Annotated in this window: 26 protein-coding genes; 14 read left to right on the top strand and 12 right to left on the bottom strand. The window is 48.7% G+C overall.

The window, feature by feature from the left end; genetic code table 11:
• Position 1: 1 nt before the first annotated feature.
• The 7 genes from P397_RS0111925 to P397_RS0111955 form a co-directional block, all read right to left on the bottom strand.
• Positions 2 to 892, bottom strand: coding sequence for an ABC transporter ATP-binding protein (locus P397_RS0111925; protein WP_028106693.1), 891 nt, complete (start codon positions 890 to 892; stop codon positions 2 to 4).
• The gene (locus P397_RS17395) at positions 828 to 1,610 is read right to left on the bottom strand and encodes an ABC transporter permease subunit (protein ID WP_051524025.1); all 783 of its coding nucleotides are present in this window, start codon (positions 1,608 to 1,610) and stop codon (positions 828 to 830) included. The genes P397_RS0111925 and P397_RS17395 overlap by 65 nt, the downstream gene beginning before the upstream one ends.
• The gene (locus P397_RS0111935) at positions 1,607 to 2,371 is read right to left on the bottom strand and encodes an ABC transporter permease family protein (RefSeq protein WP_028106694.1); all 765 of its coding nucleotides are present in this window, start codon (positions 2,369 to 2,371) and stop codon (positions 1,607 to 1,609) included. Before P397_RS0111935 ends, P397_RS17395 begins: the two co-directional genes overlap by 4 nt.
• On the bottom strand, positions 2,358 to 3,554 hold the full coding sequence (locus tag P397_RS0111940; protein ID WP_028106695.1) for an ABC transporter substrate-binding protein: 1,197 nt from the start codon (positions 3,552 to 3,554) through the stop codon (positions 2,358 to 2,360). The genes P397_RS0111935 and P397_RS0111940 overlap by 14 nt, the downstream gene beginning before the upstream one ends.
• Positions 3,555 to 3,570: 16 nt before the next feature.
• On the bottom strand, positions 3,571 to 4,329 hold the full coding sequence (locus tag P397_RS0111945) for an SDR family NAD(P)-dependent oxidoreductase (RefSeq protein WP_028106696.1): 759 nt from the start codon (positions 4,327 to 4,329) through the stop codon (positions 3,571 to 3,573).
• The gene (locus tag P397_RS0111950; protein WP_028106697.1) at positions 4,326 to 5,300 is read right to left on the bottom strand and encodes an MBL fold metallo-hydrolase; all 975 of its coding nucleotides are present in this window, start codon (positions 5,298 to 5,300) and stop codon (positions 4,326 to 4,328) included. The genes P397_RS0111945 and P397_RS0111950 overlap by 4 nt, the downstream gene beginning before the upstream one ends.
• A gap of 172 nt (positions 5,301 to 5,472) precedes the next feature.
• On the bottom strand, positions 5,473 to 6,912 hold the full coding sequence (locus tag P397_RS0111955) for an NADP-dependent glyceraldehyde-3-phosphate dehydrogenase (RefSeq protein WP_028106698.1): 1,440 nt from the start codon (positions 6,910 to 6,912) through the stop codon (positions 5,473 to 5,475).
• Between the two features lie 215 nt (positions 6,913 to 7,127).
• Here P397_RS0111955 and P397_RS0111960 point away from each other — a divergent pair, with 215 nt between their 5' ends.
• The gene (locus P397_RS0111960; RefSeq protein ID WP_028106699.1) at positions 7,128 to 8,006 is read left to right on the top strand and encodes a chemotaxis protein CheV; all 879 of its coding nucleotides are present in this window, start codon (positions 7,128 to 7,130) and stop codon (positions 8,004 to 8,006) included.
• An 81-nt stretch (positions 8,007 to 8,087) separates the two neighbouring features.
• Here the strand turns inward: P397_RS0111960 and P397_RS0111965 are convergent, their stop codons facing one another.
• On the bottom strand, positions 8,088 to 8,456 hold the full coding sequence (locus P397_RS0111965; RefSeq protein WP_026833487.1) for an Hpt domain-containing protein: 369 nt from the start codon (positions 8,454 to 8,456) through the stop codon (positions 8,088 to 8,090).
• A gap of 121 nt (positions 8,457 to 8,577) precedes the next feature.
• Here P397_RS0111965 and P397_RS0111970 point away from each other — a divergent pair, with 121 nt between their 5' ends.
• On the top strand, positions 8,578 to 9,513 hold the full coding sequence (locus P397_RS0111970) for a magnesium transporter CorA family protein (protein WP_026828838.1): 936 nt from the start codon (positions 8,578 to 8,580) through the stop codon (positions 9,511 to 9,513).
• 118 nt (positions 9,514 to 9,631) lie between these two features.
• Here the strand turns inward: P397_RS0111970 and P397_RS0111975 are convergent, their stop codons facing one another.
• On the bottom strand, positions 9,632 to 10,735 hold the full coding sequence (locus P397_RS0111975; RefSeq protein ID WP_026833488.1) for a PP2C family protein-serine/threonine phosphatase: 1,104 nt from the start codon (positions 10,733 to 10,735) through the stop codon (positions 9,632 to 9,634).
• Between the two features lie 125 nt (positions 10,736 to 10,860).
• On the opposite strand from P397_RS0111975, the gene ytzI reads away from it, so the two are divergent.
• Positions 10,861 to 11,031, top strand: coding sequence for a YtzI protein (ytzI, locus tag P397_RS17860; protein WP_114596274.1), 171 nt, complete (start codon positions 10,861 to 10,863; stop codon positions 11,029 to 11,031).
• Between the two features lie 131 nt (positions 11,032 to 11,162).
• Positions 11,163 to 11,690, top strand: a complete 528-nt coding sequence (locus P397_RS0111985) for a hypothetical protein (RefSeq protein ID WP_028106700.1) — start codon at positions 11,163 to 11,165, stop codon at positions 11,688 to 11,690.
• Between the two features lie 40 nt (positions 11,691 to 11,730).
• Here the strand turns inward: P397_RS0111985 and P397_RS0111990 are convergent, their stop codons facing one another.
• Together P397_RS0111990 and P397_RS0111995 are read right to left on the bottom strand one after the other, a co-directional pair.
• Entirely contained in the window at positions 11,731 to 12,306 is a 576-nt protein-coding gene (locus P397_RS0111990; RefSeq protein ID WP_235183990.1) for a YdcF family protein, read from the bottom strand.
• Between the two features lie 197 nt (positions 12,307 to 12,503).
• Entirely contained in the window at positions 12,504 to 13,325 is an 822-nt protein-coding gene (locus tag P397_RS0111995; protein ID WP_028106702.1) for an endonuclease I family protein, read from the bottom strand.
• A 347-nt stretch (positions 13,326 to 13,672) separates the two neighbouring features.
• Between P397_RS0111995 and amyS the strand changes: the two genes are divergently transcribed.
• Positions 13,673 to 15,199 (top strand): alpha-amylase, encoded by a 1,527-nt coding sequence (gene amyS, locus P397_RS0112000; RefSeq protein WP_407636712.1) that lies wholly within the window; start codon positions 13,673 to 13,675, stop codon positions 15,197 to 15,199.
• Positions 15,200 to 15,272: 73 nt separating this feature from the next.
• Here the strand turns inward: amyS and P397_RS0112005 are convergent, their stop codons facing one another.
• Complete coding sequence (locus tag P397_RS0112005) at positions 15,273 to 15,887, bottom strand: NAD(P)-dependent oxidoreductase (protein WP_028106704.1); 615 nt, start codon at positions 15,885 to 15,887, stop codon at positions 15,273 to 15,275.
• A gap of 252 nt (positions 15,888 to 16,139) precedes the next feature.
• On the opposite strand from P397_RS0112005, the gene P397_RS0112010 reads away from it, so the two are divergent.
• The 9 genes from P397_RS0112010 (at position 16,140) to P397_RS0112050 (ending at position 25,258) form a co-directional block, all read left to right on the top strand.
• Positions 16,140 to 17,063, top strand: a complete 924-nt coding sequence (locus P397_RS0112010) for an AAA family ATPase (RefSeq protein WP_028106705.1) — start codon at positions 16,140 to 16,142, stop codon at positions 17,061 to 17,063.
• A gap of 4 nt (positions 17,064 to 17,067) precedes the next feature.
• Positions 17,068 to 18,135, top strand: coding sequence for a DUF58 domain-containing protein (locus P397_RS0112015; RefSeq protein WP_028106706.1), 1,068 nt, complete (start codon positions 17,068 to 17,070; stop codon positions 18,133 to 18,135).
• A gap of 25 nt (positions 18,136 to 18,160) precedes the next feature.
• Positions 18,161 to 19,027, top strand: a complete 867-nt coding sequence (locus tag P397_RS0112020; RefSeq protein ID WP_028106707.1) for an ABC transporter permease subunit — start codon at positions 18,161 to 18,163, stop codon at positions 19,025 to 19,027.
• Positions 19,024 to 20,046, top strand: coding sequence for an ABC transporter permease (locus P397_RS0112025; protein ID WP_028106708.1), 1,023 nt, complete (start codon positions 19,024 to 19,026; stop codon positions 20,044 to 20,046). The genes P397_RS0112020 and P397_RS0112025 overlap by 4 nt, the downstream gene beginning before the upstream one ends.
• 8 nt (positions 20,047 to 20,054) lie before the next feature.
• Entirely contained in the window at positions 20,055 to 21,482 is a 1,428-nt protein-coding gene (locus P397_RS0112030; protein WP_028106709.1) for an FAD-binding oxidoreductase, read from the top strand.
• Positions 21,483 to 21,492: 10 nt separating this feature from the next.
• Entirely contained in the window at positions 21,493 to 22,044 is a 552-nt protein-coding gene (locus P397_RS0112035) for an MFS transporter (protein WP_028106710.1), read from the top strand.
• Between the two features lie 60 nt (positions 22,045 to 22,104).
• Complete coding sequence (locus P397_RS0112040; RefSeq protein ID WP_028106711.1) at positions 22,105 to 22,806, top strand: ABC transporter ATP-binding protein; 702 nt, start codon at positions 22,105 to 22,107, stop codon at positions 22,804 to 22,806.
• Positions 22,806 to 23,936: an ABC transporter permease gene (locus P397_RS0112045; protein WP_028106712.1), complete on the top strand. Its 1,131-nt coding sequence runs from the start codon at positions 22,806 to 22,808 to the stop codon at positions 23,934 to 23,936. Before P397_RS0112040 ends, P397_RS0112045 begins: the two co-directional genes overlap by 1 nt.
• A gap of 143 nt (positions 23,937 to 24,079) precedes the next feature.
• Entirely contained in the window at positions 24,080 to 25,258 is a 1,179-nt protein-coding gene (locus tag P397_RS0112050; RefSeq protein WP_028106713.1) for an MFS transporter, read from the top strand.
• Positions 25,259 to 25,392: the final 134 nt, after the last annotated feature.

The following is a 25,392-nucleotide window of genomic DNA, read 5'->3' on the forward strand; positions in this document are numbered from 1 at the left end:
ATTACCCCTCCTTCCTGACGATATAAGCTGTCATTGCTTCAGAAAACGTCTCACTCGTCTGCACGATCAGACGCTCTCCTGCTTCGCGTTCGACTTCATAAAATCGGACGCCGTACTGGATCAGCTCTTTCGTAATCGTAACACGTTCAAAACTTTCCTTCGTCGGTCTTAAGACCAACTTCACATCGGACAAGGAATACCATTCACCGTTCAGATGAACTCCATCCCCGAAAAACGGACTCGTCTCTGCCAGCCGGACCGGATTGCCTTGATCAATAATCCGTCCCTGTTCCATGACGTAGACATAATCCGCCATCGCCATCGCTTCTTCCCGGTCATGCGTCACAAGTAATGTCGTGACGCCTTCTGCTTCCGTCAGCCGTCGAATCAGCGTCCGCAGTTCCCGACGCCGTGGCAAATCAAGACTTGAGAACGGTTCGTCCAGTAACAGGAAGTTTGGTTCGCTGGCCAGTGCCCGGGCGAGACTTGCCCGTTGTTGCTCTCCACCGGACAGTTCATGGACAAACGACTCCGCCCGCCCGGTCAAACCGACACGCTCCAGCCATTCGTTCACATCCTGCCGGCTCCCTTTTTTCATTGCCAACCGGACATTTTGTCCGACGGTCAGATGCGGGAACAGTAACGGACGCTGAAACAACATCGTGACGCCCCGTTCGTTCGGCGCGACACGTGTCATCTCCGTTGTTCCGAAGTGAATCGTTCCGCTCGAGACACGCTCCAGTCCGGCGATCAAACGGAGTAACGTGGTTTTCCCGCTACCGCTTGGTCCGACGAGGGCAACACACTTCCCGGAGGAAATCGTCAAATCAATCTCTTGTAACACCTTTTTCTTTCCAAATGTCTTCGTTACGTGCTGGATCATTACGTCCATCTAACAGCCTCCGAACAAGTCGAACCCACGATGAGAACACCATGAGTTGAACAAAATAAATCAAAAATGGTAAAGCAATCAACCAAATCGTCGCTTCTTTCGCCGCAACCAACGAATTTCCCGTATAGAGCGGAAAGGCTTCGAGGGCGATCATCCGGACGACACCACCACCGATCAGTGCGACAAGTGCGTACTGACTTAATGCAATTACCGTCACGAGTAAGGTGACGGACTGTAACGACGACCGCATCATCGGACCGGTCAGGAAAAAGAACCGTTTGAAGCGGTTCGGTTGGATGAGAATCATCTGTTCCATCATCTGTTCACCGAGTGCTTGAAATCCGTTCGTATAGATACGGATCGTATACGGCAATGTCGGCAACAGCAACACCAACAAGACGCCTAAAAATTGATCGGCGAGCCCCAGTCGAATCCAGGTCAGGTACAAGCCGAACGATAACAACAAGACGGGCAGGAACAGCGGCAAGCTGATCAACAGTTCCATCAACCGAATCAATCTGCCGGTGCGAAACGCAATCGCTTTTCCGGCTGCATAGCCGACCAGATGATTCAGCAGCGTCACTGCCGCAATCATCAGGACAGTCGTTGTCACTGTGTCCAGTAAACGCGGGTTCCACGTCCAGGTCGTCGGGATAACACCGATCAAGGGCAGGACGATCAGACCAATCAACAGACTTTTCACAAGGGTTGGTCTCATTCCGCTCGCCCCTTACTGATCCGTTCCGTCAACGGTCTGACGAAACGCGTGAATGTCAATAACACAACCAACAAACTGACGGTCAGGACGACACTGATGGCGAAAGCTGCTGGTTGGCTCGATAAATCGCCTTGTGTGTATAAATCAAAGGCGTAAACCCCAATCATCTTCGGATAGGTGACGCCGAGTAACGCCGGCACCTCATAAGCGAACAACGTAAAGGCAAAGACGATGAAGGCCGCTTCCAACACCGGGAATAACAGAAACACACCTTTTCCGTGCCAAAACCGCCGCATCCGTGACAGACCTAACATCAAGCCCAATTCTTCATAACGGTGATCGAGACGTCGGTATACCGGCAGAAGATAAAAGAAGACGAACGGCACTTCCTTATAAAGATAAGTCAGGATGATGCTGAGATGATTCGCTTCATGCGGTCCGATGACGGGCAGGTCACTTAAATACAGAATCGACAGATATGCTGCACCGAGGTGCGGGATGAACAACGGCAATGCCAACAATTGTTCCGTAAAACCCGTCCGTCTCGCAAAATAATCCGCAAGTATCGCCCCGACCAGCACGGACAGGACCGTACTGCTCAATGCGACATAGAGGCTGATGCCGATACTTTCCAAAAAGACGGCATCAGACGCAAGACGGCTGTAATCGTTCCAGGTCGTCATCGACAGACTGACGAACAGACCATACACCACCATACCGGCAATCAGAAGTGTCGCCGGCCAGGCATTACCTCGCCACACGTTCCGGCCAGTCCTTCCGGATCAGATCAAACAGTTCCGGATCGAGCTCCGCCCGGACTTTTCCGTTAAAGTCCGCTGGCTTCGGTGTCGAGGCTGCCGCCGGAACATCGGCGAACGCCGCTTGTTCCTGCTGATTGAGCTTCGAAAGATCGAGACTCGTTCCATCGCCCCAATAGGTCGCATCAAACTTCTTCAGTTGCGCTTCTGCCGACAACAGTTGATTGATTGTCACGAGGGCACCGTTTGGATTAGGCGCATTAAATGGAATCGTCAAGAAGTGTGTCGAGGCAATCGACCCCTCTTCTAAAATCAAAGGACGTGTCTGCTTCGGAAACGTGCCTGATTTCACTTCTTGCTCCGCCCGACGTTCGTTGAAGCCCATCGTAAACGAGACATCGCCTTTCGCATACAATTGGTCCAGTTGCGCCAATGTCTTCGGATACGTTTTTCCTTCTTTCCACAAATACGGTTTGAGTTCGTTCAGATAAGCCCATGTTTTCTTGAAATCGGCTTTTGGATCTTGTAACGTCTCTTTTGATTCAACACCGTACATGACGTGACGGACAAACGCATTTCCCGTAAAGTCCGTTACTTCAGGATAAGTGAATTTGCCCGGATTCTGTTTGACCCAACTCTTCAGCGTCTTGAGATCTTTTGGCGGATTTGCGACACTCGCCTGATCGTAGTGGAACGTATACTGGACTTTGCCCCATGCGGCTTCCAGCTCGTCGGTCGGCGTCCCGCTGTCTGAACCTTGTGCTTGTGGATCCACGTACTTCATATTCGGCAGCACCTTCGTGATTTCACCGTACAATAAGCCGTCTTTTTTCGCGTTTCGGAAGTTATCTCCGTTGATCCAGATGACATCGATGACACCCGTCTCTTTGCCGGCTTTTTTCTCGGCCCGTAACTTTTGAATGATGTCCGCCGTCTCAATCGGCACACGCTCTAGTGTAATCTGATGCTCTTTTTTCAAGCGGGGTGTCAGGTACTCATCGATATAGGCATTGATCCCGTCATCGCCGCCCCACATATACATCCGGACCGTCGTGTCAGCCGCTTCTTTTTCAATCGTCGTATACGAAGATCCCAGTACTTTATCTTGTGTCGGCGCTGCCGGAGTATTGCCGCAACCAGCCAGTACGAGACCCGCTGCCGCTATTCCGATTATTTGTTTTCTCATCCGCAAAAATCCCCTTTTATTTTTTATCAAAACCTGATTTCCCGAACCACTCGATCATCCTTGGAAACAGCGCATACGCTTTGGCGGAACCTTCCATCCAGAAAGGAGCGTTGACTTCCCGCTTTTTTTTGCCCATCGCCCGGACGATTGTTTGCGCCAATTTCTCTTTTGATAAGAGAATGTTCGCCACGTTTTTTTCGTATTTCCGGCTGATATCCGCACGAACAAAAAATTCCGTTGCGATGGGTCCCGGATTGACGGTCATGACATGAATTCCTTTTGGCTTGAGTTCCAGACGCAAGGCGTTTGAGAACTGCAACAAGGCAGCCTTCGTCATACAGTAGATCGTCGACTTCGGTGTCGGCAACTTGCCTGCCTGACTGGCGACGTTGATGACCATCCCGTTTGGGCGGAACAGACGCAGGCACGCTTTTGTCAGTCGAATCGGACTGAGGAGGTTAATCCGCGTCATTGATTCAATCGTCTCGATTGTCGTATCTTCCAAAAAACTAAACTCCCCGAATCCTGCATTGTTGATCAGTACATCAATCATGCCATACCGTTCTGCGATCTGTTCTGCAAGAAGCTCCGGTGAATGTTCCAAGTCATAGACAAAATACTCGGCATTCAAGTCTTTTGCCAGTCGACGTAACCGGTCTTCCCGTCTCGCCACTAAAATCAAGTTTGCCCCGTAGCGATTCAGTTCACGCGCAAGTGCCTCGCCGAGCCCACTTGAGGCACCGGTCAAGACGACGACTTTATTCAGTAGATTCATGAGCTTTCACCTTGTTTGGCGTAATACAAAATCCCGTCTCGTTTGACGACCGTAATCTGTCCACTGGCGACAAGGTAGTCGAGACGTGCCTTCATCTCACTCATGACAAGCGGAAATGATTTTTTTAAGCGGTTGCCGTATGTCACACGGGCCAATTCGAACAGTGTCTGCTCTCCTTCTAGGTGCTTCAGCAACTGTTCCCCTCTTGCCTTGCGTTGTAATAACCGTTCTTCAATCAAGGACGGAACGTCGCGAATCGGTTCACCGTGACCGGTGTAGGCCAGCTCAATCCGTTCTCCCTGTAATTTCCGAAGCGAACGCATATAGGCCAAGACAGGACGTTTTGCGTCCGACGTATCGCCGCTCTGCGGCTGCTCAAGCAACGGGTTGGGTTCGACCCGGGCCAACAGATGATCGGCCGCAAACAGAACACCGGATTGACTCAAAATACCGATTTGATCACTCGCATGTCCCGGTAGCTCGAGGACTCGGTATGTACCGGACTCACAAATCGAATCGCCCTCCTGCAAGACATGATCCAACCGTCCTTTTCCGAGCCATTTCAAGGCCGACATGTAGCTTGGCAGAAGCGTCCGGATTTCTTTCGGTACACCAAACGAAATCGCCAGACGTTGTAAGAAATCGTCGCCTTGGCTCAAAAAAGTCTCGTCTTGTTCCAGATACGGACGTAATCGGGCATGTCCGTAAATCGGAATCCCTTGGTTCGAGAAACGGTACGCCATGCCCGCATGATCCGCATGATGGTGCGTCACGATCACTTTATCGAGCATGGAAACGGTTAAGCCGATGTGTGCCAATCCTTTTTGCATCGCCTGCCAAGCCTGTTCCGTATCCGGACCACAATCGATCAGGATTGTTTCTGTTTTCGTCCGTAAGACGTAACAGTTCACATCACCGACTGGAAACGGTGTCGGTATAGGTAATACGAAGATTTCATCTTCTTGTGACATGGGCAAACCCCTCTTTTCTCTCCATCGTTTCCTTCATTATAGAGAGAAAGGAGTGACAGCGGCAAATTTTGTCTGCTGTCATCGAATATTCAGGTAAACAGCATACGTCCTTAAGCGGCATTTGGATGCAAAAAAAACGACCTTTCCGCAGATTGAAAGGTCGTTTTACTGCTTATTTTAAGTTGAGGACGGTTAATTTATCGCGTGTCATCGAAGCTAAGCTTCGTCCGACGCCTTGTACGCCGAGACCTGAAGATTTCACACCGATGAACGGGAAGTGATCGGGACCACGTTCCGTCCGACCATTGATTTGAACCGAACCGGTTTCGAGCGCGTCAGCCACGCTGAACGCTGCGTCGATGTTTTCTGTGAAGACACTTGCTTGAAGACCGTATTCCGATTCATTCGCATAGGCGATCATCTCTTCGACCGAGTTGACACGAATGATTGGTAAGACCGGTCCGAACGGTTCTTCCCATGCAATCCGCATATCGCGTGTGACATGGTCAAACAAGGTTGGTTCGATCAAGTTCGCTGTCCGGTTTCCACCTGTGACGAGCGTAGCGCCTTTTTCGTTCGCATCCGTAATCAGACCTTCGACGAAATCAGCTGACTTCGCATCGATCAATGGGACGACAACACTTTCGTCTTCCGGTGAACCGACTGTCAATTTCGCGATTCGGGCAGACAATTCTGCGACGAGCGCATCTGCCTGAGGTTCAAGAACGAATACACGTTTGATTGCTGTACAACGTTGTCCGGAATATGAAAACGCACCGCTGATGATGTGATCTGCCGCGAGCGAGAGATCCGCATCCTCCAGAACGAGGGCCGGGTCTTTCCCGCCAAGCTCGAGAACGAGTGGAATCATTGACGATTGACGCGAGAGATGTTGTCCCGTCGCCGTACCACCTGTGAACGTAATCATGTTGATGCCGGGATGCGCTGTCAAATAATCACCGATGACCGATCCACGACCGGTTACGAGATTGACGAGTCCTGCCGGCAGACCTGCTGCGACAAGAGCTTCTACCATCAAGATACCGCTGATTGATCCTTGTGTCGCCGGTTTGAAGACGACAGCATTTCCTGTCATCAAGGCTGGTGCAAGTTTCGCCGCTGCCAGGTTAACCGGATAGTTAAACGGTGAAATCGCCAGTACGACGCCGAGTGGTGCTTTTTTAATGACAGCGATTTTTTTGGCGCTTCCGCCCGGGAATGAATCCCCTTGCATCATCTGTCCATCAAAACGAAGACCTTCTTCCGCTGTATAACGAATGATTTCAGCTGTCCGTTTTACTTCCTTGATCCCGTCCGCAAGACCTTTACCGACTTCACGCATGATGACTTTCCCAATCTCATCCGCCCGCTTCTCAAGTTCAGTTGCCCAAGCATGGAGTAATTCCGCTCGTTTGTTAGCCGGTACTTTTGCCCATTCCGCTTGTGCCGTTTTGGCTGAAGCGATCGCTCGATCGACTTCCGGTTTTGTCATCGCTTGAACACGACCCACTATGTCTTCTTTATAAGGTGAAGCAATTTCAATCGTTTCATTGGATTCACTTTCATGCCATTGTCCATCTAATAAAAATGTATACGTTGTTGCTGTAGTCATTCCACTCGACCTCCATATCTTTTTTCTCTCTCACTTCAGTGTGTGGCTGCATAGCTTATTGTAATCAATTGGTCAGACAAATGCCAAACTTTTTGCTTAACATAAAATGAAAGCGATTACAACAATTTTTTTATTCTTTTTCGTATGTAATTTTTTCCGCTATCTGCCGATAACTAGTCAGAAGTGCAGTGCAGGATTGAAAGGAGCTCGATAACGTGTACAATCAACACGATATTTTATTGGAAGCCGGAACAAATGAATTGGAAATCGTCATTTTCCACTGTGGTCCGTATACGTTTGGTATCAATGTCATGAAGGTCCGGGAAATCATCGTCCCGTTACCAATGACCCCTCTTCCGGGAACACCGGATGCCGTCAAAGGCTTAATTGAATTGCGCGGTGAAGTCATGACCGTGATCGATTTACCGACTGTCATCGGCGTTGCCCACGAAGAAACGACGGATGATCGCTTGATCATCTGTGAATTCAACGGAGAAAAAAGTGTTCTCCGGGTAGACGCCGTGACTGAAATCCGCCGTATCTCATGGGAACAGATTGATACGCCGAATGAACTGGCACGTGGAATCGAAGGATTGACGAACGGTGTCGTCAAGACCGGTGATAAAATGATCATCTTGCTCGATTATGAAAAAATCGCCCTCGAACTTTCACGCAAAGACATCTTCGCCCGCGAAGAAGGACGTCGGGTTCTGCCGCGTAACCGGTCGAACAAAACGATCTGGATTGCCGAGGACTCGGAGATGTTGCGGACCCTCATCATCGAAACGCTCGAAGAAGCGGGTTATCACGGTCTGAAATGGTTCATCAACGGAAAGGATGCGTTTGATGCCTTTGAGGCGGGAAGCGACTGCGATCTCTTGATCACGGATATCGAGATGCCGAAAATGGACGGATTACATTTGACGAAACGTCTTCGTGAAGATGACCGGTATACCGAGTTGCCGATCATCGTGTTCTCGTCGCTGATTTCGGACGACCTCCGTCATAAAGGAGAATCGGTCGGAGTCAATGCGCAAATCACGAAGCCGGAAATCGGTCGCTTGATCGAAACGGTTGATACATACGTCCTCTAATTCTTACATCACGAAAAAACCGTCTTCCTGAACACTCGGAGGACGGTTTTTCTCATTCGACAAAAACGAATTTGCTTTATTTCATTGGACCGAATCAGGATTTTTGCCGAGAAAGACATCCAGCCATACTTTCCTGAAATCGACCATACATTGCTCGACCCGGTGCAAGATATCGGAGGCATTCGTTAACGAACCGGTCTCCGCCTCACGCTCTAGAAGTTCAAAATCATCTGCTAAGTCGTCCGCTGCAACGGAATAGGAGGCGCCTTTTAGTAAGTGAGCTAATTTTTCGGTCTGTACCGCATCATTTGCTGCGACTGCGTCTTTTAGTTCCGGAAACTTACGATCGAATTGAGCGATGTACGTCTCACCGATTTTTTGTAGAAACACTTCATCGCCACCTGCAATCATACGCAGTTCTTCTAATTTTTTTGTATTGAAAAAAGGCATCGTATTCCCTCCCTTGTTTGTATTTTATCATTAATCGTTTCAAAAAAAAATCTGAGAATCATTTACACGCCCTCCATAGTGTTCCTATAATAAAAAAGTGAAGAGCAGGAGGGATAGACAAATGTTGACGATTTATCGAAGCGATGTGACGGGGGCAGTCAACGAAATTCAAGAATTCACGAAAGGTTCTTGGATTCATCTTGTCAATCCGACAAAAGACGAAGCCGATCAAGTCATCGCTGCCACAAAAATTCCTGAGGATTTTATCTACGATCCACTGGACGTCGAGGAAAAACCTCGTTTTGAGAAAGATGATGAAGGGTTATTGATGATCGTCGATGTACCCTACATTGAAGAAGAATCATCTGGACGACGGTACAATACGATTCCACTTGGTATCATCGTAACGTCGAGACATTTCATCACCGTCTGTTCGCAACAGCTTGATGTGTTGACTTTGTTCTCGAGCGGAAAACTCCGCGCATTCCGGACGAACTACCGCTCACGGTTCGTCTTTCAAATCTTATATAAAGTCAGTTCTTCCTATCTCCGGTTCCTCCGGCAAATCGATCGCCGGATGGATGAATTGGAGGAAGAATTACAACGATCGATGCGAAATCAGGAAATCTTTCAATTGATGAACCTGCAGAAGTCACTTGTCTATTTCATGACTTCCTTAAAATCCAATGACGGTGTCCTCGATCGTATCATCAAGACACCGAGTCTTGAAAAACACGAGGATGATGAAGATCTGCTGGAAGATGTGTTCGTCGAACACCGTCAAGCGATGGAAATGGCCCAGATTTACAAAGACATCATCAGTTCGACGATGGATACGTTTGGTTCCGTCATCTCGAACAACGTCAACTTCGTCATGAAGTTTTTGGCGTCGATCACGATTGTCATTTCGATTCCGACGATGATTTCCGGAATGTTCGGAATGAACGTCCATGTCCCGTGGGAAGGCGAAGTCATCGGATTTTGGATCGTCTTCGGGATGATGATTTTCTTCTCCGGTTTAGCTGCCTTTATTTTATGGCGTCGACGATTCTTCTAGCAAACAAACCAAAAAAACCACCCGCTTTTCAAGACGTTCGCAGAATTGGAGGAACGGACAGCTGTCCGCTCCGTCCCCAATCTAAACGACTCTCGAAGGTGAGTGGTTTTTTCATTCTTTAATTGATCTCAACCGTGACGAGACACAAATCGTCCGCATCATCACTCTGATCCGGTTGAATGAGCTGGTGAATGCCCGGCCCTTGTTGCTGGATCAATTCACGAATCGCGCTGATTCCCTCATCAATCCCCTTACTGTACAATTCCATGAAACCATCTGTATACAAGTAGACACATCCAGGCGAAACGAGGTCAATCGTATGGCTCGTATACTCGGAATCCTCGAACATCCCGACCGGAAGGCCTGTGTTCTCAAGCGGAATGATTTGATTGCCCATCCGTAATAAACCGGGTGGATGTCCCGCATTGGCGTAGCTGAGTTTCATTTCGTCGAGTTCAATATACAAATAGACGGCCGTAAAGTAGATTTCCGTCTCATCTCCCGGAAACAGTCGGCTCATCTGCTTGTTTAATTCTTCAAGCACTTTTGCCGGGTCACCGATCCGGTGCACCAGTTCAAACAAAATCGAACTCATCCCCATCGTGATCAAAGCGGATGAAACACCGTGCCCCATCACGTCAAATAAGATGATGCCATATTTCTGAGGCGAAATCCGATACCAGGCGTACATATCTCCTGCCAGTTTTTTTGACGGGATATACGTCGCCATAATCCGAATATCTTCATCTTCGATGTTTGCGCTCAAGACACTTTGTTGCAATTTTTGCGCCAAGTCGAAGTCTTCTTGTAATACCTTTTCGTACCGTTTCCGGGCGTCAATGGCTTGTTTGAGTGACATGGCATTGCGGACACGGGCCAACAATTCCGTTTTCCGGATCGGCTTCGTCGTGTAATCGGAGGCACCGGCATCCAGTCCGTCGGCAATATCTTCTTCATTGGATCGACCCGATACGATGACAATCGGCAATTCATCCAAGCCAAACCGTTTACGAATCAAGCGTGTGGCGTCAATTCCACTGATTCCGGGCATTTCCACGTCGAGTAATACGACGTCAAGTGTTTCGATGAACAGCGGGTCTTCCATCAACTCCATCGCTTCTTCCCCACTCATTGCCTTGACCACATCGTATCCTTCGTTTTCAAGCAATCGTTCCAAAATCATCAAATTCGTAAACTCATCATCTACGACTAGTATACTCATGTCGTCTCACCTCGTTCCATCAACATATTCATTTGAAAATAGTTTAGCACACAATTTGCATTTTCGTTTAGACGAACGGCGCTTTTTCCGTCATACTAAAGGAAGAATGAAAGGGGGAATGGATCATGTGGCTGTATGTCGTCTCCATTCTAATCATCGTTTTCGTCCTGGTCGCTTCAATCCTCGTGATTTCAAAAGGGTACGGCTATAAAGGCAATAAGGATGACATCGAAATTGATTACGATGAAATCAACCGTAAGCTGACTGAAAAACACGATGACGAGCATCGACCGTAAGATTACTGGATCGTCTCAGACCATCATATCATTGGATGGTCTTTTTGTTGTATTACAAATGCATGTTTTCAGTTGCCAGATACGGGTATATTCATATCATGGTCAAATAATATTTTAAGGGAGTGTCAATCATGCAACCAAACTTACCAAACGATCCACATGCTGTACATGCTGAAAACCCGAACCGTCAATTCGATCAGGAAACATCATCTGGTCGCCAAGTCAGTTTACTTACGGGAATGTTGTTAGGGGCAGTCGTCGGTGGTCTCTTGACATTACTCAGTTCATCTAGCCGTCAAAACACGAAGCAGAGCCTTCGTGGTGCCAAGGACTCCGTGTCGACACTGGCTTCTTCCATCAAAGAAGATCCGTCAGGTAAAGCGTCACAAGTCATCAACCAAGTGAAGAGCGCTTCAAGCATCATCCAAGAAGTCGCATCAGACGTCCAAAACGTCTACGACAAAGTCAACACGGAACTCGATACGGTGAAAACAGATGCTTCGTCTGTGAAAGACACAGTAAACGAAGCCAAAGGTGATCTCAATTCGATTAGCAATAAAGTGGTCGAAGCCAAAGACGTGGCGCTCGGGAAAGAAGAAGCCCCAGCTGAGCATCAACCTAAAAATACACAACAAAACGATTCACAGCAAAATAAATAAGTGACTGACACCTTCACAGTTCAACTGTGAAGGTGTTTTTTCATTGAAAATACTTCACGATGATTGCGACACGCTCGCGCATCCCGTAACGTAATACACCCGAAATGGGCGTCTCAGCCGGAATCGCATCGGTCGTCAAGTTCATCTGCTCGGCTTCCTTACGTGCCCGATACAAATGAAAATCTGACGTGACGATTGAAACACGGGTTTCAGATTCCGGTAACAACCGTTTCGAAAACGTCAGGTTTTCCGTAGTTGACGTCGATTGATCTTCGAGTAACAAACGATTCTCGGCAATACCCGCTTCAATCATTCCCCGTCGCATCGCTTCGGCTTCGGAAATTGCCTCGCCCTTTCCTTGCCCGCCACTCAAAATGAAAGTCGTATCCGGAAACTGTTTGCCGTACCGGGCTGCCGCCTCAATCCGGTTGCTTAAAATTAAAGATGGAGTCTCTCCTTTGACACCGGCTCCCAGCACGATGACATACGGATGTTTTCCATTTGCCAACGGTCGTTCTCCCTTAGCGACGAACAGACCCATGCTGAACCAAAACACGACCAGCATCGAGATGATACCGAAACCAACTTTATACATACGCCTTACACGAAATTTCATACGATTCATCTTCTGCAACGTTCCCCTCAGTGCCAATCACTTTTTTGATCTTTCATCATTTTTTACACTTCTGTATATACGCCCGTTAACGAAAAAGGTTTCATCACTGATTTCTTAAAAGGCATCTTCATTTGGAGGATCGACAAAAAAGACACATCCCGTGCGTATGGGATGTATCTTTTATTCATAGCGTTGGTTCAATTTCCCCAAATTGACGTCACGTATTCCGGATGATCGATGAAGGGATTCCGGTTTTTTTGCCATTTCTCGAAGATGATATCGTTTCGTCTTTTTTCAATCGCATCGACTGGATCAAGCTTGTTCCATGCTTTTAACGTCGACAGTTTTCCATGAAGCGGATTTGTACCGTTGCTGACATTTTCTGATGCTTCCAAATCGATTTCGCCGCCGCCTTCATAACGGACCGCCATGTAGAAGATCATCCGCGCGATGTCGCCTTTGACACGTGTCGGAGGCTCCCATGAATTACTGTCGCGGTAACAGTCACAACCGGCATACTTCGTCCCGCCGTTGTCAAAATCAAGATTTCCCCGTGCACTGTTGACGACAACATCTTCCGGACGAAGGTGGTGTAAGTCGGTTCCCGGTCCGTTACTTGTTCCGAAGTCCCCGTGCGATTTTGCCCAGACATGCTCCCGGTTCCATTGACCAACGTTCCCACCGTTATTACTTTTCGCAATCGATTTACCGGTATAGAGTTCAATGACGTTATTCGCATTGTTTGGATCCTGGTCTGTTTCCTTGAGGGCTGTCCAGACGGTATCATACGACACTTGTGTATGGTTATCGATGATGTCGTGCAACGATGCCTTTAATGCTGCTCCGGTTTTTCCTGACGCCGGTAAATAATAAGCATCGATCGTTGATTGTGACGTAACCATCTGTGGTCCGGCAACGATTTTGGTTGGTTCTGTTTTAGCAATGACTGGTGTAAACGAAATTGACCCAAGTGCCAGTGCCGCGACAAGCGCACCGCTGATTTTCGACTTCCAATTCATACTGTTTCCCCCTTGATCGCATATGTACGTGCTGGCGTTACATCCTCATTTTCACACCTCGTTTCGGATCTGAGAAGCTGGACAAAAGACCTTTAAATTCACGGCCTTAAACTGAATCAAAATTCACTCTGATGTTCAAGAGTCAGAAGGTCCTGTTTTTTTCTCAATATCAGATCAATTTCGCAATCATTCTTCATCCGAAAAAATATTCTAGGGTCAAAAGTCACGAAAACAAGATGTTTGCAAATAAGCGCAGTGGTTGATACACCGGCGCCGTCTGGTTGATATACTAGAGATGCAAACGCTTTCATAAACTCATAGGAGGTTCTTACATGAAACAAAAACGCATGATTGTCGCAACACTTGCGACAGCTACTTTTTTAGCGCCACTTGTGCAACCGATTGCAGTCGGAGCAACGGCGGACAATGGAACGATGATGCAGTATTTTGAATGGTACTTGCCAAACGACGGCAATCATTGGAACCGCTTGAGCAGTGATACGACGAAACTGGATCAGCTCGGGATCACCTCGGTCTGGATTCCGCCCGCTTACAAAGGAACGAGTCAAAATGATGTCGGGTACGGTGCGTATGATTTGTACGATCTCGGAGAATTTAATCAAAAAGGAACTGTCCGGACAAAATACGGAACGAAAGCACAGCTGAAATCAGCCATCAATCAACTGCATACAGCCGGGATTGATGTCTACGGTGATGTCGTCATGAACCATAAAGGCGGCGCTGATTTCACGGAATCGGTAACGGCTGTTGAAGTCAACGGCGGCAACCGCAATCAGGAAATTTCGGGAGATTATCAGATTCAAGCTTGGACCGGCTTTAATTTCGCCACACGTAACAATGCGTATTCGAATTTCAAGTGGAAATGGTATCACTTTGACGGGACAGACTGGGATCAGTCACGTTCCAAAAGTGCCATCTATAAGTTCCGGGGGACAGGAAAAGCCTGGGATACTGATGTATCCACGGAAAACGGGAATTATGATTACTTAATGTATGCTGATGTCGATTTTGATCATCCGGAAGTTCAGCAGGAAATGAAGAACTGGGGTAAATGGTACGTCAATGAGCTTGGTCTCGACGGATTCCGACTCGATGCCGTCAAACATATCAAACACGGTTATCTCGCGGACTGGCTTGCCAACGTCCGGCAAACAACCGGCAAACCGTTATTTACGGTAGCCGAATACTGGCAAAATGACCTCGGCACGCTGAAAAACTATCTCAGTCGGACGAACTATAAGCAGTCGGTCTTCGATGCCCCACTGCATTACAAGTTCGAACAGGCGAGTAAAGGTGGCGGGTATTACGACATGCGGACAATCTTTAACGGAACCGTCGTCCAAGACAATCCGACGCTTGCCGTCACACTTGTCGAAAACCATGACTCGCAACCCGGCCAATCGCTCGAATCAACGGTCCAGCCTTGGTTCAAACCACTCGCTTACGCAATGATCTTAACGCGTGAACAAGGGTATCCGTCGGTCTTCTACGGGGATTACTACGGTACAAAAGGTACTTCGAACCGCGAAATCCCGGCACTTGGCTCTAAAATCGATCCCCTCTTAAAAGCCCGGAAAGACTTTGCCTATGGAAAACAAAACGACTATCTCGACAATGCCGATGTCATCGGTTGGACACGCGAAGGGGTAACGGATCGCGCAAAATCAGGTCTCGCGACCATCCTTTCCGATGGACCGGGCGGCAGCAAGTGGATGTACGTCGGAACACAAAACAAAGGTGAGGTTTGGACAGATATCACCGGCAACAACTCCGCATCTGTCACGATCAACCAGGACGGTTACGGTCAGTTCTTCGTCAATGGCGGATCCGTCTCTGTTTACCGTCAGCAGTAATAAATTAATAAAAAACAGCATGATAAAAGCCGACTTTCAGGACCATAACAAGGTCCATGAAAATCGGCTTTTTTTATTCGGCGAGTCCAATGCTCCCCCGGACGTGTTCGTCCTGCTCGATTGCTTCGAGTAAAAAGTGAGCGACATCGGCACGATTGATTTGTTTCGCTTGTTCCGGTACACCGGTATCGGCTTGCCGGTACAGTCCGGTCAACGGACCGTTCATGAGCCGCAGCGGTCGTGCCACCGTATAGGCGACATCCGCTTGTTTCAACAGTTCGATGGCCTGACGATGATCCTTTAACGGGTTCTTCAGAATTTGCTGGGCCAGTAAGCCTTGGGCACCCGGCAGTTCTTGATCAACTCCCGCCGAAGCGACATACCCGATTCGTTCGACGCCATTGACCTTCATCGCATTGATGATCCGCAGAAGACTGCGTTCTAAAAATCCGCTGTACGCCAGACTTTCGGTTCCGAGGGCCGTCACTACTGCATCTTGTCCCTGCACGGCTTGATTCACCGCTTCTTGGTTAAGTACGTCCCCTTCTATAATCTGCAGTTTCTCGTCCGTCAACTCGAGTTTATCTGGATTGCGGACAAAAGCCGTCACGGTATGTCCATGGGCGATTGCCTGTTTGACTAATTCTTGTCCCGTTTGACCGGTTGCTCCGAAAATAATCAGCTTCATTAAAAATTCCTCCTCTGGCGTATTCTCTAATTCATGTACCCTTCCCTTTCTGTCATTAATCGTGTTAGCTTTTTCATATTTTCAGAAAATGGTTCCTTCTCAATTTCAATTTGTGCTAAAATTCAGTTAATAACAATGGATATTTTTTCCTTATCCTGTTCTTTTTATGGAGATTCTTCACCATAATGCGCTTCAAATCTCCCAAAAATGACTGTCATTCGAATTCAAATTAACTGATACGGAGGGAATTTTATGAAACTGCAACAACTGAAGGATCAATTAAATACGATTTATCTTGGAAAAGCTGATGTCATCGATTTGTGTCTGACATCGTTAATCGCAGAAGGGCATATCTTGCTCGAAGATGTACCCGGAACAGGGAAAACAATGCTCGCTAAAGCACTCGCCAACAGTTTTGACAGTGCCTTCTCCCGGATTCAGTTCACGGCCGATCTCCTGCCGTCAGACGTCATCGGTTCTGACTTCTTTAACCTGAAGACGCAAGAGTTTGAGAACAAACGGGGGCCTCTCTTTGCCAACGTCGTCTTGATTGATGAAATCAATCGGGCTGTTCCCCGGACGCAGTCTGCGTTACTCGAAGCGATGGAAGAGCGTCAAGTTTCGATCGGCGGCACGACGTATCAGATGCCGGCCCCGTTTTTTGTCATCGCGACACAAAATCCGATTGAATCCGCCGGTACGTTCCCGCTGCCCGACGCCCAGCTCGACCGGTTCATGGTAGCGATTGAAGTCGGCTATCCGGATCTTGAGCATGAACGCCAATTATTAATTGAAGTGTTGGCGAACGTCCGGAAACAAGCCGTCGGAATCGCGACGGGCGGTGACTTGATTACTTGGCAGGAAGCAGCACGACGGGTCCACGCTTCACAGGACGTCCTCGATTATCTGCTTGCAATCGTTCAGGCGACCCGTCATCATGCTTTGGTCGAAGTCGGCGTCAGTCCCCGTGGTGCGATTGCGTTACTGCGGGCTTCTCAAAGTTACGCCTTCCTCAACGGACGTGACTTCATCATTCCGGAAGACATCAAATACCTGGCTAAACATGTCTTGTCCCACCGCTTGACGCTTACACTCGAAGGCGGTATCAAAACGACGAAAGCCGATCTTTTGGTGCATTTGCTCGACGACATTCCTGTTCCGGTCGAAATGGGGTGACACGATGCAGATTGAGCGTTCTGTCCCATTTTGGCTCGAATCGCGGTTGTTCTCCGTTTACATCATTCTGACATTCGTCTTTTTGTTCATACCGGGATTATCGTTACTCGGTTTCGGCTTCGCATCGCTTGCGACGGTTCATTACGTCGTCGGTCGGACGGAAAAACAATTGATGACGACCATTGCCTTGGAATGGAAACATTATGAGCCGCTCATGTTCAATCATGAGTCGACGACGTTACGGTTGCAGTTGTTTGGTCTTGAGGCTCTCCAAAAACTGGGTCTCAAGACGACGCTTCGTCTGCATACCGACGAGGGGCTGGTCTTTCCGGACATGGATCCGCTTCATCCCCATACGTATCATGCCGTCATCGGGACGCATGAGCAACTGGATATTCCGATTCGGACGACACGCCGGGGACCGTCCGCATTTGACGAAATCACCTTGACAATCAAACTGCCCTGGCGGATGGGTGTCTACTTGTTCACCTTTGATGCCTTTCCCCGATTCACGGTTCTCCCCTCATTGACGGCACAAGCGACACCGCTTTTGTTGCATCGTCTTCGGATCGGAGACCGTGCCGATCGGTACTCTCCGTTGAAAAATAAACTGGTGCAACTCGGGGCAAAACCTTACACAGCCGAACCGTCGAAAGAAATTGATTGGTATGCGACGGCGAAAACCGGACGACTGCAGGCAAAGGTTTTTGAAACCAGCAACCAAGATACGTTCACACTTGCTTTGAACCTTTCCGGACCAAGCGGTTACGGACTCCATATGAACTTCGAGACTTTCATCGATCAAACGGCTTTTCTGGTCAGTGAACTGATCAAAGAAGGCTGCAAGATCGAACTGTTCTTAAATCGTCTGGATGCGAATAATCAGATGACCCATCTGAAACTGAAGGAAGGACAACCCCAACTCAAACAAATCCTGCTGACGCTGTCGGCACTGTCGACGCGGGACGATTATATCGCGACCGGTCAATTCGAACGGTATGTCATGCGTCGGAAAAACCGCAACGGTCAGTTGATTCAAATTGGTAATGACAACATTCAAGCCATCGGGTAAACCGGTGGCGTACAGGAGGGAAAACATGCAGTCATTTGTCATCCGCAAGACCATCCAACTCATTATGGCCCTACTCGTCTTGCTCGGCGTCAGTGCCTTACCCGGTCTGATCGTCCAGATGCGACCGGACTTTTCCAACTACTTCAAGACGGTCGAACAGCAACTCAAGCTGCTGACAACGTGGGACACCCTCACTTACTACAATGCGACGGCCGCTGAAAACAGATTGTTGTTTCCGGACCTCGAACCGTTTGTACAGGAAACGCTACTGATCTTCAGCAGTGCCTTGATCTGTTCGGCAGTCGCGGCTTTACTGTATGCCTTTTTGTTTTATCAAGCCGGCCCCAAAATCCGTTCGCTCTTGACGCAAGTAACACGGACGCTGGAAATGGTTCCAGATCTGTTTTGGGTCATCTTTTCACAGTTTATCGTCATCATTTTATTTAAGACGACTGGATTCAACCGAATCGAAATCGCCGGTGGAGCTGACGATCACGTTCGTTTTTTACCCATTTTGACGTTATCGTTGACGACGGTCTTTTTCTTCATCAAGTGGTTGACCGGCCGCATTCAGGAAGAACAAGGGGCAAGTTACCTCGAACTCGCCCGTGCCAAGGGTATCCAATCGCCCCGTCTGTTTTGGCAACATTTGCTGCCGAACCTGTTTTACCGGTTTTATCTGTTTTTCCGGACGAATATCATTACGATTCTCTCTAGTCTTGTCGTTATCGAATATACCTTTAACGTTCAGGGGATGTTCCGGTTCATTTTGATCAATCAAGATTTTTCGATTCTGCTTGTTTTACTGCTCTTGATTTATGTTCCCTTTTTCATTTTTGATACTGTTGTGGAACTTTGTATTCCCCGCTCGTGGAAAGGAGGAATCTCATGAGACGTGTCTTAATACGAGATCCACTCTTTTGGCTTGGTTTGCTCCTGTTCGCTTCGTTGATGACGCTCAGCGTCGGCAATACACTTTTTCGGGATGGTCAAGTCGATCAAGTCACGAATCTTTATTCGGCCGATGGAACGCTGCTTGCGACCTCTCCACTCGAACCGTCGAGTGAGCACTGGCTCGGAACGGACCGTGCCGGGAATGATTTGTTTCAATTGCTGATTGAGGGCGCCAAGTGGACGATCGGCGTTTGTTTCACGGTTGCCTTTGTCCGGATTGCTCTCGCCTTGTTGATTGGTGTTCCACTTGCTTTTCGCGGAAAGCGTCTCTACACCGGTCTGCGACTCCTGTTGGACGGCTTTTTGATCATCCCGATCTCATTGCTCGCATTGTTTATTTTATTGCCTGCTTTGTTGTTGACCGATCCGGCCTTGATTCCGTCCATGTCGTCCCGGGCCTTGCTCGAAGTAAGCGTCCTGACGTTACTCGGTTTACCCGCCTTGTTGCTTTACTTGATCAGTGAAACCCGGCAGTTGCTCGCGCAAGAGTTCATGCTCGTTGCCCGGACGCTCGGCGGAAGTCCATTTTACCAATTCCGGACACACATCTGGCCACATTTGTTGCCGACGTTGACGATTGTCTTCATGCAACAATTCGTCCAGACCTTGATGGTCTTGATTCACATTTCCTTGTTTGGTGTCTTCTTTGGTGGATCCCTTCTTTTATTTGGTGACGGGGTCGCGCCGACCATTTTCGAATGGGCGTCCCAGTTCGGTTATTATTTCCTGCAATTCACAGCGCTCTCTTGGATCAATCACATGTTCCTGGTTCCAGCCATCGCGTTAGCCTTGCTTGTGTTCTTCGCCAATCTATTGACGAGTCGGCTGGAACGCGCGTACCGCTTGCGCCGGCAACAATTGATCCATGCTCCCATGCAGGAACTTGCCGAGGCCGAAGCAGCAGCGACGCAACTGTCTGATCCATTTGAACCTGTCCGCATCTCGACGAAATCTTAGGAGGCTGTATGAAACGAATGATCATTTTCCCCGTCATAGTTCTATATATGGCGGCTTTTTCTTGGTCGGTCTGGCAGTATCAACATCCAAAACCGATCAGCTCGGACCAGTCCAAACTCTTACCGACCCGGATCAAACAAGTCCGTTCCGCTCAATCGCCGGATGAACTGACGGACTGGATACGGCAGGCAAAACGGAATCACGAAACGATTTCGATTGCCGGACTTCAACACAGCCAAGGCGGACATACTTACTTGGCCGACACGACGGTCCTTGATATGACGAACTATGACATGATTTTGGACTATGCCCCAAAACAGCGGCGAATCACCGTACAAAGCGGTGTCACCTGGGCCGAGATTCAACAACGGATTCAGCCGGACGGACTTGCAATCCAAGTCATGCAGTCGCAAAACATCTTCACAGTCGGAGGAGCGCTCAGCGTTAATGTCCACGGACGGGATATCCGATACGGTTCGTTGCTCGACACGGTCGAATCGTTTCGTCTGCTGAACGCCGACGGTCATATCGTCAACGTCAGCCGGACGGAGCATCCGGATTTATTCCGGTTGGTCCCGGGAGGATATGGTCTGTTTGGTGTCATATTGGATGTCACCTTCAAACTGACCGAAGACGAATGGTATACGGAGCAGACCATCGCGTTGGATTACCGTGAGTATCCAACCTATTTTCAACAACGCGTGCTTGATGATGCAGATGTCAGGATGCACATCGGACGGATTTCTGTTGCACCGGACGGTTTTTTCAAAGAGATGTATGTAACGAATTACCGCAAAACTGACCGGACGATTCCGATTGAAGACGAACCGCTCAAGCAGGAAACCATCATCGCTTTACCGAAGGCCTTGCTTGGTCTCTCCCGTTACAGCGAATTCGGGAAAAATCAATTATGGTCGTTCCAGAAATCCTATTTCCTGAAACAAAGCGGTACGTTCCAATCCCGAAACAACGTCATGCGCTCCGATAGTGCCTTTATGGACTATACGAGTCCCAGTCGGACCGAACTGTTGCAGGAATACTTTGTTCCGGTTGAATCTTTTGTTCCATACATCGATCAGCTCCGGTCGATTTTGACGACGGAGGAACTGAATGTTTTAAACATCACGATCCGCTACGTTGAACGGGATGAATCGGCCGTGCTGTCCTATGCGAAACAAGATATGTTCGCTCTGGTCTGGCTGATCAACACGGAGACCGATGCCGCTTCCATCCGGCTGACGAAACGAATCGTCCAAAAATTGATTAATGCGACACTTGATCATCACGGCAGTTATTACCTGCCGTATTATCCGTTTGCGACACGCGCCCAGTTTCAACAGGCGTATCCGAAAGCCGCTTCCTTCCAAGCAGCGAAACAGCAGTATGATCCGGAAGCGATTTTCATGAACCAGTTTTATATTGACTATTTCAAGTGAGGCGACGATGATGCACTATCCTCTTTTTATCCGCATTCAAAGTATGATTTTAATGAGCAGCAGCGTCATTTTTCCTTTTTATCTGCTGCTGGTCCGTCAAATTGGCGACTCCTATGCCCAGTTCGGTCTTGCTTACGGACTCTTCACCTTAACTTCCGCCTTCGCCTATCTCGGAATCGGTCGCCTCAGTGACCGGTTTGGCGACCGCTTTCTGCTGATGGTCCATACGTTTGGCATGGCATTGATTTTGTTATACGTTCCGATCGTGACGGAAATCAGTCACGTCTATCTGATTCAAATCATCATGGGGGTGCTGGGTGCTCTTCAAAAAAACACTGAAAAAACCGTTCTTGCCCGACAAGACATGGCTCCGACGACCATCGGACGTACCGTTGGTCACTATCATTTTAAGACGTCACTTTGGTCTGCTTTTGGTATCATCGCGGCAGGTTACCTGATTGATTTCCTGACAATCGGAAGTCTGTTTTACCTCATTTCCGCCTGTTATTTTTATGTCACCTTGCGTTTATGGTTCAGTCGGCCAAGGCCTTTAAAAAAATGACGTGATGGTTCACCGACCGGTCTTGAATCGGGTATAGGAAAAGAGAAGGGATGTGACGATATGATTGATGTAACGGATTATTCCCAACAGTTCGGAAAAATCAAGGTCCTGACAGATGTACAGTTTACGATCGGGCGCGGGGAAATCGTCGGCTTGATCGGACCAAGCGGGTCGGGAAAAACGACTTTGATCAAGTCCTTGATCGGGCTTCAGCAACCGACGAAAGGGACAGTGACCGTCCTCGGTGCAAAACAACCTTCATTGGAACAGGCGGAACAGATCGGCTATATGGCTCAAGCCGATGCTTTATACGAAGACTTGACGGCGCGCGGCAACCTCCGTTACTTCGGAAAGCTGTATGGTCTGAAAAAAGCCCGGCTTCGAGCACGGATCGAGACGGTGCTCCAGTTCGTTGATTTAAAGAACGATGCCGACCGCCCGATCCATCAATTTTCAGGCGGCATGAAACGGCGGCTCAGCCTTGCCATCGCTTTGATTCATGAACCCAGTTTACTGTTGCTCGATGAACCGACGGTCGGAATTGACCCCGCTCTCAAAAAAACATTTTGGCACGAATTCGAACAATTACGCCGGTCGGGTGTGACCATCCTTGTCACGACACACGTCATGGACGAAGCCGAACGGTGTGACCGGTTGTTGTTGATTCAGCATGGTCGTCTGATTGATGCCGGAACCCCCGCCGAACTGGTGCAGCGCTTCGGCTCCATCGACGAAGCATTTATCCAAAAGGAGCGAGCCTGATGCAAACACTTACGGTAGCTGAACGTGTCATCTCCCAAATTTTTCGGGACAAACGAACGATTGCGATGATGTTCCTTGCTCCGTTATTTGTCCTCTTTTTGCTGTCGACGATTCTCGGCTCAAGTTCCGACGACGTGACGATCGGAACGGTTGATGTACCGTCTGCCTTCGCAGACACATTAGCTTCCAAAACCGAGACAGCGTCTTTTAAAACAGAAGCCGAGGGCATGGACGCACTCAATGATCAACGGATTGAAGCCTTGATCACTTATCAGAACGGTCAACCGGAGATCTTGATAGAAGGTGGCGATGTCTCGAAAAATGCCGCAGCACTCCAAGTCATTCAAGAAACGTTGATCACGATTCAGGGACAACAGGCGACCGCGACGAATACCAAACTTTCGGAGACCGTCAAGCAGTTGCAACAACGACTCACCGCGTTGACGAACCAGACGTTCGACGCTCCGTCCCCTGTCGTGCCTCCGAGCGCCAAACCGGACATCCAGTTTTTGTACGGTAGTCCGGATGCGGAATTGTTTGATCAAATCGCGCCTGCCTTGATGGGGTTCTTCATCTTCTTGTTTGTTTTTATCATTGCCGGTGTCAGCTTTTTGCGGGAACGGTCCAGCGGGACACTTGAACGAACGCTTGCGACTCCCCTTAAACGGTCGAGCATCGTCTTCGGTTATTTCGTCGGGTTTTTCTTGTTCGTGACGATTCAGACGATCCTCATTCAATTGTTTATCGTCAACGTTCTGGACGTGACGCAGGAAGGAAACTATTTCCTGCTCTTGTTCGTGAATCTTTTGACGGCCAGCGTTGCCTTATCACTCGGTTTACTGTTGTCGAGTTTTTCCCGGACGGAATTTCAACTGATTCAGTTCATCCCGCTCGCCATCGTTCCACAGATTTTTTTCAGTGGACTTTTTGATCTGACCGATGCTCCGACTTGGGTGGAAGTCATCAATCGTTTGATGCCGTTGACCTACGCGGCAGACGCCTTGCAAAACATCATGATTCGAGGCGCCGGTTTCACGGACATTTGGATGGATTTAATCGTTTTGACCGGTTTCATGACTCTGTTCGTTTTGCTCAATATGCGGGCGTTGAAAAAACAACGACCGGTCTAAAACCCCGAGAGCATCAATGATAACGTTGACAATCCATTATTTTCCTTATACAATCAAAAAAAAAACGAAATGAGGGCGACCGATGTAAATCCATCTATTAATCCATCCACCAACTAAATACGAACGATGTGGAGGTTTTTTAGATGAACCGATTTACAACTTTACTGGTCAGCCAGTGGGTAGCGAATGCGGGAGATGCGCTCTACATCGTCGCGCTCATCGCTACCCTTTACCAACAAACGGGTCAAGCCAGTACAGCTGCCTTGTTTCCGATTGCCGTGACCGCAGGCATGACCATGAGCGGATTTTTCTTTGCTTCTCTTGCACGACGCTTTCGACATGCCTCCTTGCTGTTGTTCAGCCAACTGATTAAAACCATCACACTGGGAATGATCGTCTTTCTTGATCTTCCCCTTGCTTCTCTTCTCGTGTGCGTCGTTTGGATTGCGTTCCTCGATGGTTTTGCACGTCCCATCGAGAGCGCCTTCCTGCCTCGTATCACCGATGATTTACAAAAAGCCAACAGTTTGGTCCAAGGAACCAATCAAGTCGTCCAACTCGTGATGTGGCCGCTTGGAGCCATTTTCGTCAGTGTTGGTTCGCCGCATCTTGTTTTGATGATTTCCTTCGGCTTGTTTATCGGAGCGACTCTTTGGACAACGTTGTTTCATCGTCAAGTACGTCAACTGGCTGATCCGGTCGAAGATTCGGACGAATCGCCGACATTCCAATCCAGTTTTCGGTATACCCGCACACATCCGGCGGCCCGTCTCAATACGGCGTTACTCGGCATCGATGCGTTTGCGAGCACTGCCTGGATTTCAGCGTTGTTTCTTGTTTATATCGATACGCACCTCGCGCTGTCCGACAGCTGGTGGGGCATTCTCAATGCCTTTTACCTGCTGAGCATGATCGGCGGCAGTTACTGTATGCTCCGTCGCACGAAACGGACACCCTTGTTGCTGAGCAGTGTCCTATTATCGATTGGCGCGACCGCTCTTTTCGCCTCGGCGCCGCATGTCATGTTTGCCATCGTTGCCTGTATCGTACAAGGGGCAGCCAGTCAATTACGGGCCATTGACATGAATACCCGGTTACAGGAAGCTACACCCATCGCCCGGTTACCTTACGTGTACAGCATGCAGCAAACCGTCTATACCCTCAGTTTTTGTCTTGGCAGTTTACTGTTTGGTCTGCTGGCGGACCGCTTGAATATCGAAATCGTGTACTGGATTGCCGCTGTCATCGCGCTGTTGATGCTTCCTTCGGCACGGCGGCTTCAACAATCCGTCCCCGCCTCCGCGGAACGCCACGTTTCGTAATCGATCCACGTTTTGCATACAATCCGGGGCTGACCTAAAAGTCAATCTCGACACAGATGAGGGTGGCAGATTACAAGTCTGCCACCCTCATCTCGTAAAAGAAGAATTATTCGCTTCACGCAACTCCTACAGGA

Origin of the sequence: Exiguobacterium undae DSM 14481 (genome assembly GCF_000620805.1) — a bacterium.
Classification (GTDB): domain Bacteria; phylum Bacillota; class Bacilli; order Exiguobacteriales; family Exiguobacteriaceae; genus Exiguobacterium_A; species Exiguobacterium_A undae.